The following is a 17300-nucleotide window of genomic DNA, read 5'->3' as shown; positions in this document are numbered from 1 at the left end:
GCATGGTTGCCTCCTTTTCATCGAAAGTGTCTTCAGCACTTATGTGACGAACAATCCGTCAGCGCGCTACTAATGCCTGCATTTCCTGATGCAATCCCGTATACATCGCCAATTCCGACGCAGCAATCATTTGCCCTGTTTCCAACATCATGCCGAGATCGGCAGGATCCCGAAACTGCTGCAAAATGCTACGACAGAGCTGGTAATGGCGGGGTTCATCCGTTTCCGCATGGACCCTCCAAAAGGTGAGATCAAACTCGTGATGTTGTTGATACCGCATATGCTCTAAGGAATGTCCAATGCGGCCCATGACTTCCCCAGCAAAAAATTCCGAACCCAAGCCCACCGCCGCCATGGCTTCCAACGGGGTCGAACGTCTAAAGAAATCAATAAAAAAGTCCGTAGCCTGAGCCACCACAGTAGACATTGGGTGCGGAGGTAAGCCCTGATCATCGAGCCTCATGGTGGGATCAACGGATAACAAAAAGGTCCGGTACAGTTCTTCATGGGATTTACCGGGCACACCCCGTCCCGCCTCATCCCATAAGTTATCGGCCAGAGGCATCCACCACTGCGGATACGGCGCCATCGCCGAGATCGCCGCGCCTAACACCCGCGGAAAATGCCGACTATAATAGCCATATTGAATAGCAAAATGACGTAATTGCACGGGCGTATACTGCCCCGAAGCAAGTGCTTCGAAAAAGGGGCTGTTAAAAAAGGTTTGTTCCACCCATTCGCGCATAGCGACTTCCACATCGTCCAGGGTAGTCATTTGCTTCACAGACGCCGTCATGATTCCCACTCCATTCTCAGCCGTTCTTTTGGCACATCTTTGCCTAGGGTACAAAAAATTAAGAGCGTCGTAAAGCGATTAGGCGGTCATAAGGTCTACGACCAAATGACCTCTAAAGAGAGCCATTTGGTCGTAGACACTCCCCTGGACAAATTGCCATGATATGAACAAGCTCATGCATCTAAGGTACAGGCCTAAACTAAAGGAGCGTTCTATGGACACTACAAAGGGACTAACTACGAGCGAAGCCCAAGCGCTTCTTCAGAAATTCGGACCGAATCAAGTCAAAGAGGAAGCTCCGCACCCCATCCGGTTGTTTCTGATGAAATTTTGGGGACCGGTTCCGTGGATGCTGGAAGTCACGCTGATTCTCGAGGGCATTCTCCACAAAACTCCTGAAGCGCTGATTATCGCATTCCTCTTAGTGTTCAATGCCATTTTAGGGTTTACTCAAGAACGCCGGGCCCAAGGTGCTTTGGATCTCTTACGGACTCAGTTAAAAATTAATGCCCGCGTGTTAAGAGATGGCTCGTGGACCGAAATTCCCGCCGCCGATCTGGTTCCTGGAGACTATATTCATTTGCGCATGGGTGACTTTGCCCCGGCCGACACGCTTTTGGATGCCGGATCCGTGCTGGTTGACCAATCGTCTCTGACCGGGGAAGCAGCACCGGTAGAACGAAGCGCGGGTAGCATCATCTATTCGGGTTCCATCTTACGCCGTGGTGAAGCGAGCGGAACCGTTCAAGCGACAGGGGCCCGGAGTTATTTCGGGAAAACCGCTGAGCTGGTGCGGGGCGCAGGGTCTAGGAGTCACCTTGAAGATCTCGTCATGGGCATTGTGCGCTACCTGGTATTGCTTGATGGCATTCTCGTGGTGGGTATTTTAATTTACGCCACCGTGCACAGCATTGCTCTTGGCGATATTTTACCATTTGCCCTCATTTTGCTCGTCGCATCCGTTCCGGTCGCGCTCCCCGCCACGTTTACCCTAGCTACGGCCTTAGCCTCCTTAGATCTGGCACATCATGGGGTCTTAGTCACGCGTCTAGCGGCGATAGAAGAAGCATCGTCGATGGACGAGTTGTGTACAGACAAAACAGGAACCTTGACCCTCAATCAACTGACCCTGACGGCTATGCAACCTGCCCCAGGTGTCTTAGAATCGGACCTTGTTACCATGGCAGCCATCGCTTGTGATACCGCTACCCAGGATCCTTTAGATCTTGCAATTTTGCAAGCGGTTCAAGAGCAGCATCTTACCTTACCGCCCCGTCAAGACTTTATTCCCTTCGATCCTGCCACAAAGCGGTCGGAGGCCACGTTTATTCATAACGGTGTGCCGTGGAAAGCCATTAAAGGAGCCCCTCAGACCATTGCGGCTTTAACCGCACTAACCGACTGGCAAGACGCTGCCGAAAAACTGTCACAAACCGGTGCACGGATTTTGGGGGTAGCAGCAGGCCCGGAAAATTCCTTGACTTTTCAAGGATTTTTAGCGCTCTCCGATCCTCCAAGACCTGATGCCGCCCAAGCTGTGGCCGATTTGACGGCTTTGGGCATTCACGTACGCATGGTCACAGGAGACAGTGTCCCCACGGCTCAAGCCGTTGCGAGCCAATTGCATATTGCAGGTCCCGTCTGCGAGCACGACGCCATTCAAACGTCAAACCAAGATTGCGGGGTATTTGCGGGTGTGTTTCCCGAAGACAAATTTCATATTGTGCAACGCCTGCAAAAACAACACCGCATCACCGGCATGACCGGGGATGGCGTCAATGACGCACCAGCGCTCAAACAGGCGGAAGTCGGTATTGCCGTGTCCAATGCCATGGATGTCGCGAAAGCCGCGGCAAGCTTAGTGCTCACGCGACCTGGGCTAACCGATGTGGTCACCGCCGTCAAAACAGGGCGACTTGTGTATCAACGCATGCTGACCTATACCCTCAACAAAATCGTGAAAACTTTTCAGGTCGCTATGTTCTTAAGTCTCGGCTTACTGTTATTTGGACAATTTGTCGTCACTCCGCTTCTTGTCCTCTTGCTGCTCTTTGCCAATGATTTCGTGACCATGTCATTGGCCGATGATAACGTGCGGTACTCCCAAGACCCTGACCACTGGGATCTTCCATCACTCATAGGCACATCGCTCATCATTGCCATGGCCTGGCTCATTTACATTTTTGCCGTCTTCCTGGTCGGCCGGTATGATTTCCATTGGCCGCTCCCCACCTTGCAAACCATGGACTTTTTGGGTCTCGTGTTTTCTGGCCTTGGCAATGTCTTTGTCGTTCGAGAACGCTCGTGGTTCTGGCTATCACGGCCCGGACGCTTTCTGACACTGGCTGCCCTAGGCGACGTCATCGTCGTGTCGCTATTGGCCGTTCATGGCTGGCTCATGCATGCCGTCACCTTACGCGCTATCGTCTACCTCTTTGTGTTCACGCTGCTGTATATGCTGATCCTCGATGGAATGAAAGGCATTGTTCTACGTTTCTTTCATAGCCGGACCGCTTCCCCTAGCCCCGTCCCGGGTGTTGGCCCCTCAGAGATGTCATAACGTCATCCGAGCGAGGCCTGTCTGATGTTGGCAAGCATCCATCGTCTAAGACGCCTGCTAAGTGTGGCGACTCCGAGTACAATGTTAAGGAGAACGACCCACAATGACACAGACGCATGCGAGGTGGAATATGGCCAACTTTTGGCGACACAATGTATTTTTCTTATGGCACCCGGTCATGGCATTGATTCTGATATTAGTTTTCTCTTTCTATCTTCGCTTGACAGGACGAAGGCATCACAACGCCACGGGATACTCTGCCAGCTTTTTACAGCAAACCTATTTCACGCTGGCTCTTTTGATGTTCTATCTCGCCATGGGCTCTCCCATCCGGCTGGCGGCCGAACACTATCTTTTTTCTGCTCATATGTTGCAATATGCACTACTCACGATGGTAATCCCCCCGCTATTTTTGTTAGGCCTTCCCGAAGCGCTGCTGGCACGCGTTTGGCATCACGGGACGTGGTCACGCCTTTTAGCGGGCGTCACGAATCCTGTTGTTGCTATTTTACTATTTAACATCGTTTTCGCTGGATTCAACTATCCACCCCTGCTCGATGTCAGCCTATTATCGGGATGGCTTTATATTCTCGAATCATACGTCGTATTGATCTTGGCCATTACCATGTGGTGGCCTATCTTAGCCCCGCTGCCGGTCAAAGGGTTCACGCCATCTGATTCCTGGGATCAAGACCACATCGAATTAGGCATGGTGTCCCGGATCTATCAACTCATGTATATTTTTTTCAACTTCGCTCTGATGATGCTCGTGTGGTTTTACATTATTGATACCCACGTCGCTTTCTACTCGTTCTATGTGCACGCCCCGCGCCTGTTGTCCCTGACACCGCTTGCGGATCAACAACTCGGCGTGGTTATTCTGGAAGCTTTTATGGGACTCGGATTCGTTGTGGCATTTGTGGCTTCGTATTCACGCTATGACGACTCGCATTGGTATGATTAACCAGATTTTGCAAGCGACTAGACAACAGCGTTTCAAATGGTGCCGTGTTCTATAAATCGTTGCTAAAAGCTCACCGCCATCCGTCACAAGCCGAAGAAACCTCGTAAACAAGGCCCCCGCAGGGGCCCTTGTTTACGAGGCGGGAGCGCTAGGCGCTGTGGGGCCATAGGCCACGTTAAACCCATCCGTATCGCTGTCCGGAACCGAGGGTGTCGAAACTTGCTTGTTCTTTTGAATCATGACGCCCCCATCCTCGGTCGTGAAATCAGGATTGGCTCCCCCATTGACTGTGCCGGGATTAAACGTTGTCTCCCCGTAGTTGGCCAATGTGGCGACATGCCCTCCGATGGTCGGAGCCTCCAAGATCCATTCAGCAGACGCACCGGGTCCTGAGTAGTCCTGATTGGTTGTAAAGGTCCAGCCTTCCGTGACATCCTTTAGCGTGATAGTCCATACCCCATTGCCGTCATTCACAATAGACGCATCCATCTGGTCGCCCGGCGCAACCGGTTCGTTAATGACCGTTTCTGCTGCCGGAAGAATTTCCCACCATGCCGAATACTGTGCCGATCCCCCAGTATAGTCTTGTTCTGTGCCTGTCTGAATTAGATCGCTATTATTAAAGCCGTCAATCCCAATCCACGCCGACGAATAGGTCGACCCATGCCCTGCTGTCACCGTTGGGACAATCCAACTTCCCGTAATTTGGGTGTAGGGCCCATTGGTTACGGCGTAGCCGGACCAATTGCTCGAAGACCATCCATAATTGCCGATTGCATGAGATGGGCGGGACAATTTAAGTCTTGGCGCATGGGTAATTAAAGGAAGGGCCGACGTTCCCATAGCCATAGTCGGCGCACCCACGACAAAAGATGCCATCGCAGCTGTCATAATCCATGAACGAACACGCATGAATAAATTCCTCCTCGGTAAGAGCAAATGGATGGTCAATCCCGTTAACAGCATATCCATGGTACATATTGTGTGTTCTGTTCTTTCTGTTGTTTTTCCTTCTTTTTCCATAGAATTTTTTGGGTTCTATTTCTTTCGTCGTTTTGGCGTCATCCGATGCACCATTAGGAAACAAGTGAGGAACCAAATGGCGATATCACAACTATTCCTTGTAACAATAATATGGTGCCGTCAGTACACTCCGCCAACAGCCCACCTTGTGGACCATCACGCTTCGTTATCGGCACTCATTTACCGTGCTTAATCGTGCCCCATGTCCGCCACATCCTTCACGCATCGGCGGTAGCGGTCAGTTTTCTCCAAGGCTCCAAGTCGGTCCCAATCTTCTAGTGCAAATCATAATTAATAACGCTGCCGCTGCCATAGCAGCGGCACGGTAGCCTTGGCCGTTGGATGTGTTCTCAACCTTTTGGGATGCGTATGACATGCCTCGTATTCGGAGCCTTCGGTCCCCTGCCAGGATATAAAGCCCTCTGGCGTCCTTGGCGAAGACGCTTATCCGAAAGCAAAGTCCATTCTAAAAAGCTGCTAAATTAGTGAAAAATTCCGTGGTGTCGACAAATCAGCAGTTAGGCATTCAGTCTACCATGTAAGAATAGACCCAAACATAGGAAAGAAGACAAAAGGGCTGATTGGAGCCGTTTCGCGATCGCAACAATGGCCCCGAGCCATACTTTTTTTGCGCACATAATGCAATTCACAAATTCTCAACCAGGGTCAGCCGTCATGAGAAGCGGGCTTCTTTGTATGTCTAGCGACTCCACGTCTTTCTGACTGAGCGAGACTATTGCCCCATCGCCACCCTGACATGCTCAATTTTTCAAAAAGAGACCTAAGCCCCCCATACCCAGACCAATCACCGCAACGCCCACCCATACTAAGCCTAATCCGCTTGAATCAGCATTCATGAGTACTGCAAACCCTTCTAAAACAATCGCAAATAACAACATCTTCGTCCCCATGCAAAGATCCTCCTTAAACACATCTCCTCCTTATCATGCCCGTTTTTTCCATGTAGCCCCGTGACAAAAAGGCGAAGCAAGCTTTTCGCTCCTTCGCCTTTGCCAACCTCTACTCTTGATTCCACGCCGTAAGACTTTTCGCCAACTGGGCCACGTCAGGAGAGCCAAGGCCCGTGACGGCGTTCCATCCAGGTCCCGCATTATAATACCAATTGTTGCCTTGCGTGATGGGATGAAATCCCCCGCCATTGGCATTCGCATAAAATGCCGCGTTCACCAATCCTTGCGGGCCCCGGAGATCTTGGTCGATCAAGGCCATAATCCCTGCCCATTGCGGTGCGGCAAAAGACGTACCGCCCCATCCATTGGTCCAACCGTCAGATTCGGTCGTATAGAGCGAATTCGTGTCGTAAATCGCATAGCCTGTAAACGGATCGGCATCAAACGCCACATCGGGCACACCCCGAGCATTGGCATTCCCCGTACCCGATTGCCACCAATAAAGACTCGCGCCATTGTCAGGAGTCGATGACGTCCAAAACGCGCTATATCCTCCCGTTGATCCGAAGGGATAAATATCTCTTTCCCATATGGCTTCAGATTTGACACCAAAATTAGCGTAATAAGGCAATAAATATTGCCATCCCCAGCCTTGCTCTCCCACCATGGCAATCGATCCGTTAGGAATGGGAATATATCCCGTTTCTGAAGTCCCGGGTGATATCGGATTCGCGTTCGGCTGGGTCGACACCATCGGCAACGTCGTCCCACCAGCCGCCAAAATATCGGGGCTTGACGCGGGCGAGTCGACCGCGAGCTGTTTGTCGGTAGGATAGCCGTCATATGCCCCATCATCGCCAGACGCTGCAATCATGGTCATCCCTTCAGCGGCCCCTTGCATAAACGCTTGGTTGAGCATGTAGGCATAAGAGAACGGTTCGAAAAACTCCGCTTCTCCCCAACTCGTCGTCATGACTTGGACTTGGTCAGCTGTAGCGACCGTGTCATAGAGATCAATAAAGCCCGTAGTGGTATTCGGTGCTTCATACACAATGATGTTGGCCCCTGGCGCCATAGCGCCCGAACGTTCAACATCTATTGAGGTTTCACTCCCCCCTATTCCTTTCCCAGAAGCGGTCGTGCTTTGCCCGTCGACTCCAACTTCACTGAGGCTCCCGGTTCGGTTAATGCCATAATACTGCCAAAAATACGTCGCATCACTTGGCACAAAGGGCGCCAAAGTGGCCACCCCAATCGTAACCCCCTTTCCTGTAATGTGATGCGCCAGCAATGGCGTGGCGTTATATGCCGCAGCAATTTGCTGCGGTGAATAGCCGACGGGCCCGGATTGGTCATTGAGATGCGTCACATTGGACTGTTGCACGGTATGGGGTCCAATCCCGTTATAGGTGGTCATCCCTGCGACGCCGGAAACTAAACGCGCTAAATTATATGACGTACCTTGATACGTATAGGACATTGGCAGCGAGGGGTTTTCATCGTTGGCAATAAAAGATCTCCCCGCCGAAAGATAATTGTTGATGGAAACCGAAAACGCCTGCTCCACGTCGCCTACTGTCCCGGTCACATTAATGCCTAAAGGGTATTGGACAAAGTGGCCATGGACAGTGACCGGAACAATATGGTATTGCGCCAAATAATTAAGCAATGCATCGACTTGATCCGGGGATGGCGCGTAGTCCGCCGCAAACTGGGTCTCCGTAAGAAAATGGTGAAACAACGCATTGCCCGGCGTTTCGGTATCCTGAATGTACTGCGCAAGACTTGGCATGTTGGCCGGTTTGACAAAATTAAACCCCACATATAGGGTAACTTTCGCCGACGTGTTTGCTGCCCCAGTCATTGTGGATTGAGCCAGCAACGCATGGGCAATATTCCCCGAGACTCGTCCATATTGACTGGCAGCGGCCGATCCCGGTAGAGCCAAGGCCGGTAGAGCTAAAACCGTCGCGGTACTTAGTACCGCCCATGTCCGTTTCATGAAACCGTCCCCCTTTATGTTAAGTCCATGAATCTGATCAAAATATTCGGTTTTTGCCATAAAATTCCTGCAATGTTTTTTGTTTATTAACATAAAAAAACCGTCCGGGCTGAAAGCCCGAACGGTGATAACCCGTTTTCGCTACTAGGATTGCCGTCGCGTCCTTAATAACAGTCCTGCTGCTCCCATCAAACCGACTCCGATTCCCATAATCGGCAATAAGGGCAGGCCCGTAAAGGGCAGGCCCGTAACGGGCGATGTCGCTCCTAGCACTTGCTAAAAATGCCGCGAAAGCGTCCTTATAATGCGTGAGTGTGGCTTGAGCACTATTCGCGTCGACCAAATCCGTAACGTAGGAAAAAAAGTACATATGCTCGTTCCATAACGATTCAAACTTTTGTCCAGCACTTTGCCCGTAAATACTGGTTATGGCCGCTGTCAACGACTGCGTATTTTGATTCATGACGGCGGTATAGGCATTATAGAGATTGGTATTGCCGCTATATAAGGCTTGCATCCGTAATTCGAGAATCAACGCGTGCTCACCAAGCAGTTGATCCAAATCCACCCGCAAGTTTCCGGCCGCAGTATTCGTCGCCGTGTGATCAAATTTGCTTGGAAATTGCGCGACAATGCCCTGAGCTAAATATCCCCCCGCCGTATACATCAGATTATAGTCCTGCATCAACTCTTGAGTTGCGGCCGCATCATTGCCCGCCACATAATCTTGAAATGCGGTGGTAATTTGATTGATGTGCTCTTGCAACACGGTGGACAAGGTGCTCTCACTCAAGTTCGGATTGGCCCCCGCTAAAAATTGGCTAAATTGGTTCTTATACTGCGTTAACGCCGCTTGGGCGGCCCTAGCACCGGGCGTATTGCCGTCTTTAACGTCGTTCACATAGGTAAAGAAGTACTGGTGCTGCTCCCACAAATGCTCGAACTGCTGACCCGCAGCCGTCCCGTAAATACTGGCTATGGCCTGAGTCAATGCTTGCGTATTCGCATTCATTTGCATCATATAAGCATGATACAAACCTTGGTTGCCACTATAGAGAGCTTGCATCGCCAACTCTAAAATCATGGCATGTTCTCCCAGTAGTTGATCGAGTGCCACTTGTAGATTGACAGCCGGAGTCGATGGGGACTGGTTGTCAAACTTGGCAGGAAATTGTTTTGCAATACCGCCCGCAAGATATCCGCCTGCCGTGTACATCAAGTTATAATCTTGCACGAGTTCTTGCGTCGCAGCGCTATCTTGACCCTGGGCATAGTCATTGAGGGCTGTGGTAATTTGATTGATGTGCTCTTGCAACACGGTGGACAAGGTGCTCTCACTCAAGTTCGGATTGGCCCCCGCTAAAAATTGGCTAAATTGGTTCTTATACTGCGTTAACGCCGCTTGCGCCGCATTTTCCCCCTTTACCGCATTCACGTAGTTAAAGAAGTACATGTGCTGGTTCCACAAAGACGCAAACTTTGTCCCCGCGGCACTGCCATAAATGGACGACACTGCCTGAGTCAGTTGTTGCGTATCTTGGTTCATAATGGATGTTAGGGCATTATATTGCGCGGTATTCCCACTATACAATGCTTGCATGCGCTCTTCGAGTACTAAGGCATGCTCCCCCAGCAACTGATCCAATGTAAGGCGCAATGAGACCCCAGGAGTCGCGGTCATCGACGAGCTCGGTGAAGCAGCAAAGGCCATGGATGCAGATGCCCCAATCGTCGCCACACTCAGGGCTGTCGTACTCAAGATTTTTGTCAGATAACGCATGAATTTTTCCTCCTCGTGATGACTGATTTCACTTCATATACGGAACGCAGAACGAACCCGATCTCTTTTTGGAGAAAAAATTTAAGGTTTTTTTACGAGAAGATTTCCTGGATTTTTTGTGGAAGAGATCGCATCCGAGGATTTTTACGTAGGCCCAAGTAAAGCACGATAACGAGGAGGGAATACCATGCGTCGAACATTCGCAATAAGTCTGGCCGCCTTGGGTCTAGGCATGATGGCCATTCCGTTATGGATTGGCCCCGCGGTGCAATGGACCAGCCAATTTGCTGCTCCGTTACCTACGGTTAAGCCGTCTCGCACCATACAGCCATCTCAATCCTTATCCCCAGAGCCCCAATCACTGCAAGCAGCCCCTCTACAAGACAACCCTAAACCCGGTCAACGCTGTGCAACCCTTTGGATCCCCTCGCTCCATTTGAAAGTGCCCGTCGTCCAAGGCACCGCCTATGGCGAGCTGCTGCTAGCGGCCGGTCATTATCCTGGTTCAGTCATGCCAGGCCAATTAGGCACTAGCGTTATTGCCGCGCATAACGCGACCTATTTCCGACATCTCAACCAATTACGACCGGGCAATCGCTTGATTGTGACAACATCTCAAGGCACATTTTGGTTTGATGTCACAGGCCATGAAATTGTTTCAGATACGGCAGGATTACCCGTCAGTCCCGCATCCACATTAGATCTTGAAGCCTGTGATCCGTTAAATGCCCTGTACTTGACCCCGAATCGATATATCGTTGAGAGTCGACTGGTCCGGTCGGTCCTGACGGACCATGCGACCCCAACGGTTCTCATGCCCCCCGCCTCACCCTATCACGCCATGATCCCGTCTTTTGTGACGGACCACTATTCTTTGTCTCTGCAAGACAATTCTCTACCGATGGGTACCTTGCGCTATCAAGACGCCGGCACAGCAGCCGATTTTACCTACCAGCAATCTGTTTTACCACTGCAAGCCGCAACGGAGGCTACTACTTTATGCCCTCCTTGGCGTTGCTCTTTGGCCCAGTGCCGATGCCCCCATCCAGTGGAACCGTTTCGCTAAACCTCTGTTGCTCACCCTAAGTCTAGCGGGATGGCTCGAAACCGCGTGGCAATCCTGGTATTATCCCTTTGCCACAACCGGATTTTCCACAGTTCCCAGCCATCTCTTTGCGCTTGGCGTTCTAGGGGCTTTGGCTGCACTTATTTGGCCGCGCCTACGCCGCTTAGGTGCTGCAGGCCTTATCGTTTTGTCCATTTGGGCTTGGATTACCATGCAACAAGCAGGACAATTTTGGCTGCCCTATGCGACGGACTTCAACAGTGGAGCGTTGTGGGCATTATTTGCGCTCGCTTTATACGGCTGTTCCTCCACCAAAAAGGCTCTTCACATAACCGGTTCGGGTGAACACTCGTCCCAGTCCGCATAAGACCAAGATTCAAAGGCCCCCGCTTCAAACACGGGGGCCTTAACGTGCTAAAGGTTCTTCTAACCCGGCAAGGTAGCCATGACCAAAATCGGGGTAGTTGGGGTTTTCGTGCCGCCAACGGGCTCTACCGTAATGGCGAATGCTTCTGGGTGCGGTACGGGCACTTTCAACGCCGAAGGTGTGGAACCAAAAGTTCCCGCCGCAACTGGATGTCCGCCTTGAATCCACCAACCTTCATAGGTTTGCCCGTGGCCGGGAACGGGCAGATGATTTGCCAAAACAACGGCGCGGTTCTTGGACAGATACAAGGCGGCACGGTAAGGCCCATGCGGTGATGTCAAATCCAGTCGTTGACCACTGGCCATGAGTCTAATGACCTGTTCTTGCTGAGAGGCCACATGATGCAAGTGATATGCACTAGCCCAGCCTCCTAACCCGATCACCACAACGGCTGCCCACCCTACTGCCGATGGGAGGAATCCTGTGTGGCGACGTTTGGTAGCCGTCTGGGGTGTAATACGTTCGGCGTTCAGCTTTTCCAGAAATTCTTGGCGTAAACGGTCGTGTTGGTCCCAGTCTTCCGTCACATCGTCCTCATGCGGGTCCAACTGCTGCAACAAGGCCTGGTAGTCATGATAGGCTTTTTGGCAACTGACACAAGTCTGGAGATGGACTTCGAGTTCTGCCGCTTCATCTGAAGGCAACGATCCTGCTGCCAAAAGCGGTAAGTTGAGCTCTAGTCTGTCATGGTCCACTCGTATACACCTCCAAGGCCCTTCGCAATTTTTCCAAGCCTAATCTCAACCGCGTTTTCGCCGTCCCTACCGGGATGTTTTGGCGCCTGGCCGCTTCTTCCGCAGTTTGTCCCCGAATATACACCGCTTCAATCATATTTTTCTGGGCAGCCGGCAAGGTTTCCATCGCTTGATGAAGCGTGGTCTCCGCTTCTCGCTTGACCACGGCCGTCTCGACCTGGTCGCTCGGGCCGCCCTCCAAACCGACCGCTTCGTCGAGACCTGCTTGGGTCGGTTCGCGTGCCACCTTGCGAAGCCGATCTATCGCTCGACTCCGCGCCAACGTTAACAGCCACCCGGTCACCGGCGCCCTTCCGGCATCATAGACAGCCGCCGTTCGCCACACCTGCATAAAGGTGTCTTGAATAACCTCGTCTGCAATGTTTCGATCAGCAATCATCTTTCGACAATACCCTGCCACAATGCCAAAATATTGATCATAAAATTCCATCATGGCTTGCTGATTTCCCTGGGCAATTTGGCTCAGCAACTCGCCTTCGTGACTTGCCATGACATCCGCCTCTCTAACCATGAATCCGAAAATCCGGCGTAAAACGATCTCTCGCCTACGAATTTCATGAAGAAACTTTTGCTTCCGAATCTGTGGGAGACCTACTCTTAGTCGCTCCGGTAGCGACTTAGCAAGCGATATACACCGTAGCTGATTAACAGCGGGTCAAAGACCACACCCCACCCTATACCCATTGTCACATCCGATGGTCCATGAAACCTCGGGAAGACTTGCGCATAAAAGATCTGAAAGGGCCCAAATCCGAGAAAGACAGACCCTTGATGCCACGTCATGGCCCACGACTCATACCGCAGAGCAATTATATAAAGTGCCGCCGCACTAATCGCCCCAATGCCGCTAGCCGTAACGAGCGCCCACCGCTTTGTCAAGCGACGTCATCTCCTCACCACATCAATCAATTCGAACATTTTATGTTAGTATAGCCTACTTTTCGCGTGCCCGTGCGGCAGGTGGCATCGTCCTTAAAGCGGTGACCCCAAGGATTTCGAGATGGTTCACACACCTGGATAGAAAGATCACGCAGAAAGTCGATTCCAAGTTCTTGATGCTCTTGAGTTCTGTTCCCCCATGAACCAATCCTATCAAACTCGACATGCCTCCGCCCATCTCGAGCCAATACACGAACCGAACAATCATCCTGATACGATCGCCATCCACGACCTTTTTCACGTCCATTACTCATTAAATCAACATCTTACCCATTCTCCATACCGTATGATCAGAACCTTCTTCTTGAAGATTGATTAGACCGCACTTTTGATAGAATCGAACAGCACGAAGATTGGCCGGGGATACTCGTAAATGATATTCAGTGACCCCCTGGTTACGGAAGCAATGTTCCGCATAATCAGACAACTGTGCTCCCTTTCCTTGTCCGCGAATCGACGGAACGAGGTAATATAGACTGACAAACCCTATCAACCTCTCCTCATGGTCTCTCGTAAAAATCTCCATTTGCCCAACTGTATCTCCGTGTTCTTCCACCATCACATATCCCCACGGAAATTGAACGGTCCGTTCCGTCAGAAGTTTAACGTATTCACCGGGATTAAAGCCCTTTTCGGAGCCAAAACTCACCCGAAACGAATCCTTCCGAAAGTCGATGCATGTACTGAGGTCCCTTGTCACATCGATAGTGCGGAACGAAAATGCCATCATCTGGCCCCCTCATGAATCCATTTTCCACGCTAGGTATTGATGACAAACGTGGTTAACAAAACCTATGCTGGCCGCTATGCCGTAGTGCTTGAGGCGTAACGCGCTGACAACGATGTCTGACTCATGCCCATAGGTTAGAGCTGGTAACCGGAGGCGGGCTGGATTCGCCAAGAAACCGTCGCGCATGATCCAGACTGTCTTGGGCAGCGGCGATGTCCGTTTCAGCCTCATTCCAAGCGATGTCGATAAGGACTTGGGGAACGATTGACCGCATACCCATTAAATTTTGCCTATTCCATTGAGAATTCCGGACAGGCGGCTTGAGCGGCCGATAGCATCGACAAGCCGGCTCGACGTTTAACAGTCCGGGATGGCTCTTTAGCTCAGCGTGTAATTCAGTAATAGGGGGTTGACCGACACACAAAACTAAATTCTCGAGTACGTTAAGAATTTTGTCGTCGGGAAAAGAAAACACTTCTTCATACAGCTTACGAAATATCTTCTCCCGCCCCGCATCTGTCCTATGTCTTTAAGAATACTTAACCGATCTGTGGGGTGTTTCAGATCCCATTGGTAAAAAGCAGAAGTCGCAGGAATACTCGAGGTGGTGAGAAGAATCAATGACTTGAACTTCGCTGCGTAGTCATAATTTTTTAACCAGTTTCTTAGTGACTTCCAGAAGTCTTCGCTGCGGTCGCTAAGATTATGTTCGGATAAATGGTGCTTTACTTCCGTTTGCACAGAATCCTTAGGGGATATTTTTGCAATATCGCCGTACTGTTCGACATAAATTTGCTCATTCTCTTTTAGTTCTAGGCAATTCTTTACAACGAACAAATATTGATATACATCGCCTAACCTTGTTAGGGTCGCATCATTGCCGAGCCGTTTCATACCAGCAGGCGCCCCTGCTTGTCGCATTCCCGATGTCGGGAGGCGTGTTCATAAGGCGAACCGAGAATGGGCTGTTCAGCGAACTGGTTTTCCATATAGTTTTGACCTACCTCAAAAATTTTTCCGTTTAAAGAGAAAACAAAACTTCCTTTCGTCGTATCCAGATATCGACATTATTAACGATACTCTGAGTTCAGGTCAAAAAATGGGGCCATTATACATCCGAACGGACCCGGACCATTAGGCATATCCCCGAATTTCGTGGAATTTGCAGTTAGCGATCCCCCGTCCGGAGTCTGATTGAGTTAGGGTGTCGAAGCCCAAATTATCCGACCACAGAAGGGAATCACGGTAAATCTCATTATAAAGAAGCCCCACGAAAAGTGACCCTTCTATTCCTCCGAATTGCCCCCGGCGTTGGTGGGCCCTGGTGGACCTGCTTAAAGACGCGGAAGGTAGGCGTCCAGGGACGTTGCAGCAACTCATGGCCTCCGAAGTCGACGCGTTGATGGGCTCGCCCGAAGGGTCAGCACAATTCGAGCCGCAAGACCGTGCGACTCGGAGTCGAGGACGGCTGTGTCTATGTGGGGGACCGGATGTATGCGGCCGAACCCGAGCACGTCAAATTCTCCTTCGCACACGAACGGAAATCCATAGAGGGGCCGACGATTCGTCAAAAAACCCGTTCGGATGCTGAGTGCATCTGACTAGGTCTGGGCGAGCGCCCATTGTTTTGTTCCCAACTAACATGATTATCGCTATGGCCTCCTCCAACTGCCGTCCTAGTATGTCCATGGCGATATCGTCGGTGTCACTTCCGACGCCGCACGGTCGTCGGGCAACCATGGAAATCGCGGCCCATACACATGGTAGCAAATTACTCTTTTTGGGGCAGCCATGTGACGCCCTTCCCATGTTAGTCAGATCCTTGATCTTTGTGCCATTCTTGCCTGCTACAGCTATAAAGATGGCTGAGAAGTGATGGATACTCGAAACGGAAAACCTGGGTATAGCTGGTCGATCACTCCCAAAATTTCGTCAGTCAACGAGCAAGCATCTTCGACGACGTCTTCAAGAGTATTGGCACTGCGCGTCAAAATTCGGTGAAGGCGGTGAAGAGGATTGGCACACATCTGAAAGCAACTTGCTCGCGCCGCAGCCCACGAGCCATGAACAAACCCGGAAGTCCACGGATAATAACGGTCGTAAATATCCTTGAGGTTTGCCTCGATGCTTATGTTCCTAAGGTTGCTATTATCCCAATGGCCTAGATTTATCGGGACAAATTCATGCCACATATCCTCATTAGCAAATGCCTCTATTGTCTCTAGGTTAGCAAATGGAGGCGGGGACACGGATTCATCGAGTTTTAAGAAAGTGAGTTTTGCTTGACCTACACCGTAGGTTCTATACTCCTGCCACTTATGGGGATCCCTTTGCGCAGTAAGATAGGCGATGGTAAGATATACCTCCAATAAGCTACGGAGGCCCATGCGGCCCAAGATGGAAGAGCTGTTTCCAAAGAGAACTAACTCGCCGAGGATGGATAAACTATACGCCGCCATCCCAAACGAAGAATCGTGCTGCGCATCTAATCCGGTGGAAGTGGCCGTGGTCATGGAATGTTCGACCAGTCTACGTTGAACCTCGCGAATTGTTTCTACGGTAGTACCCACTGATGATGCGTTCATGGTCTCGGTCTTCGAGTGTCCCCATGGTTCGCACTGTGTATCGCGCCAACACTGCTGCCAAAATGCTTCGGCCCAACCAGAAGAGGCCAACCCCGTTGCCGCCGAAAGGGCACCTTCTGTGGCACGGATCATGGGTCTTACCTTATGCAAGTCTCCCCGTAGTGGATAGTCTTTGAGTTCCTCAACCAATTCTTGCGAAGGCAAGACTAACTCGCCGGCAACGACCTTAACGAGAACGCGCACCCACCTTGAATCGGTTGCCGCTTCAGACTGCGGATCCAAAATACAGATTACCGCATCTCTTAGGTCCATCCAGTCATCTTCTTCAGGCTGTAGACCGATAGCGTTTTCCCATGCATTGCGAGCTGGCAAGTCTTCAAGCAACAGAAGTGGCCGTAATGTCCTTTTGAGTATGCAACTCGACGTTAGCGCCGTAAGTACTACAGATTGCACAGATTGTGGTAAGGCGGAAATCCCTGTCTGAGTGACATCCAATGTCTTCGGGATCGAAGCTAAACCGTGTACGGCTAACGCTACCCCCCGAAACACGGTAAGAGTACTGGCCCGGCCAATCCGTGCGAGCAACAATCCGGCCCATAGGAATTCTGGAAGCCTCTGATCAAGCCAAGACGTTAGGGGTAGATTTGGTATTGTAGACATAGGTGGAATTAGCGATTTGCCTTGTCTCGTGTGCTGACCTACCGTCGAATGCCGTGAACCTGCCCTTTTAGGGTTTTTTTTCTTTTTGGACATCGACCTGCT

The 17300-nt window shown here is 50.9% G+C and carries 14 protein-coding genes; 4 read left to right on the top strand and 10 right to left on the bottom strand.

Going from position 1 to position 17300, the window contains the following annotated elements; translation table 11 throughout:
- Positions 1 to 58: 58 nt before the first annotated feature.
- Positions 59 to 796: a TenA family transcriptional regulator gene (locus ORD20_RS05180; protein ID WP_103376694.1), complete on the bottom strand. Its 738-nt coding sequence runs from the start codon at positions 794 to 796 to the stop codon at positions 59 to 61.
- A gap of 214 nt (positions 797 to 1010) precedes the next feature.
- Between ORD20_RS05180 and ORD20_RS05175 the strand changes: the two genes are divergently transcribed.
- On the top strand, positions 1011 to 3356 hold the full coding sequence (locus ORD20_RS05175; RefSeq protein WP_103376695.1) for a plasma-membrane proton-efflux P-type ATPase: 2346 nt from the start codon (positions 1011 to 1013) through the stop codon (positions 3354 to 3356).
- A gap of 103 nt (positions 3357 to 3459) precedes the next feature.
- Positions 3460 to 4320, top strand: a complete 861-nt coding sequence (locus ORD20_RS05170) for a cytochrome c oxidase assembly protein (RefSeq protein WP_103376696.1) — start codon at positions 3460 to 3462, stop codon at positions 4318 to 4320.
- A gap of 132 nt (positions 4321 to 4452) precedes the next feature.
- Here the strand turns inward: ORD20_RS05170 and ORD20_RS05165 are convergent, their stop codons facing one another.
- The 4 genes from ORD20_RS05165 to ORD20_RS05150 all read right to left on the bottom strand — a co-directional run bounded on the left by ORD20_RS05165 (position 4453) and on the right by ORD20_RS05150 (position 10036).
- On the bottom strand, positions 4453 to 5232 hold the full coding sequence (locus ORD20_RS05165; protein WP_242968643.1) for a G1 family glutamic endopeptidase: 780 nt from the start codon (positions 5230 to 5232) through the stop codon (positions 4453 to 4455).
- A gap of 872 nt (positions 5233 to 6104) precedes the next feature.
- Entirely contained in the window at positions 6105 to 6254 is a 150-nt protein-coding gene (locus ORD20_RS05160; protein ID WP_158246389.1) for a hypothetical protein, read from the bottom strand.
- 109 nt (positions 6255 to 6363) lie between these two features.
- Positions 6364 to 8256, bottom strand: coding sequence for a S53 family peptidase (locus tag ORD20_RS05155; RefSeq protein WP_103376697.1), 1893 nt, complete (start codon positions 8254 to 8256; stop codon positions 6364 to 6366).
- 37 nt (positions 8257 to 8293) lie between these two features.
- Positions 8294 to 10036, bottom strand: a complete 1743-nt coding sequence (locus tag ORD20_RS05150; RefSeq protein ID WP_430626571.1) for a hypothetical protein — start codon at positions 10034 to 10036, stop codon at positions 8294 to 8296.
- 187 nt (positions 10037 to 10223) lie between these two features.
- Here ORD20_RS05150 and ORD20_RS05145 point away from each other — a divergent pair, with 187 nt between their 5' ends.
- The gene (locus ORD20_RS05145) at positions 10224 to 11102 is read left to right on the top strand and encodes a class D sortase (protein WP_430626570.1); all 879 of its coding nucleotides are present in this window, start codon (positions 10224 to 10226) and stop codon (positions 11100 to 11102) included.
- Positions 11103 to 11109: 7 nt separating this feature from the next.
- Positions 11110 to 11469, top strand: a complete 360-nt coding sequence (locus tag ORD20_RS05140) for a hypothetical protein (protein WP_430626569.1) — start codon at positions 11110 to 11112, stop codon at positions 11467 to 11469.
- A 59-nt stretch (positions 11470 to 11528) separates the two neighbouring features.
- On the opposite strand, the gene ORD20_RS05135 is transcribed toward ORD20_RS05140, so the two are convergent.
- From ORD20_RS05135 to ORD20_RS05115, 5 genes are all read right to left on the bottom strand, one after another.
- On the bottom strand, positions 11529 to 12224 hold the full coding sequence (locus ORD20_RS05135; protein ID WP_158246390.1) for an anti-sigma factor: 696 nt from the start codon (positions 12222 to 12224) through the stop codon (positions 11529 to 11531).
- Complete coding sequence (locus tag ORD20_RS05130) at positions 12214 to 12774, bottom strand: RNA polymerase sigma factor (protein WP_103376702.1); 561 nt, start codon at positions 12772 to 12774, stop codon at positions 12214 to 12216. The genes ORD20_RS05135 and ORD20_RS05130 overlap by 11 nt, the downstream gene beginning before the upstream one ends.
- A 107-nt stretch (positions 12775 to 12881) precedes the next feature.
- Entirely contained in the window at positions 12882 to 13163 is a 282-nt protein-coding gene (locus tag ORD20_RS05125) for a hypothetical protein (protein ID WP_103376703.1), read from the bottom strand.
- A gap of 313 nt (positions 13164 to 13476) precedes the next feature.
- The gene (locus ORD20_RS05120) at positions 13477 to 13953 is read right to left on the bottom strand and encodes a GNAT family N-acetyltransferase (protein WP_207654696.1); all 477 of its coding nucleotides are present in this window, start codon (positions 13951 to 13953) and stop codon (positions 13477 to 13479) included.
- 1853 nt (positions 13954 to 15806) lie between these two features.
- Positions 15807 to 17123 (bottom strand): DUF5677 domain-containing protein, encoded by a 1317-nt coding sequence (locus tag ORD20_RS05115; protein WP_146039111.1) that lies wholly within the window; start codon positions 17121 to 17123, stop codon positions 15807 to 15809.
- Between the last annotated feature and the right edge of the window lie 177 nt (positions 17124 to 17300).

The organism is Sulfobacillus thermotolerans, assembly GCF_039623705.1.
Lineage (GTDB): Bacteria > Bacillota > Sulfobacillia > Sulfobacillales > Sulfobacillaceae > Sulfobacillus > Sulfobacillus thermotolerans.
The sequence above is the reverse complement of the archived record's forward strand: the minus strand, read 5'-3'. Positions and strand labels throughout refer to the sequence as shown.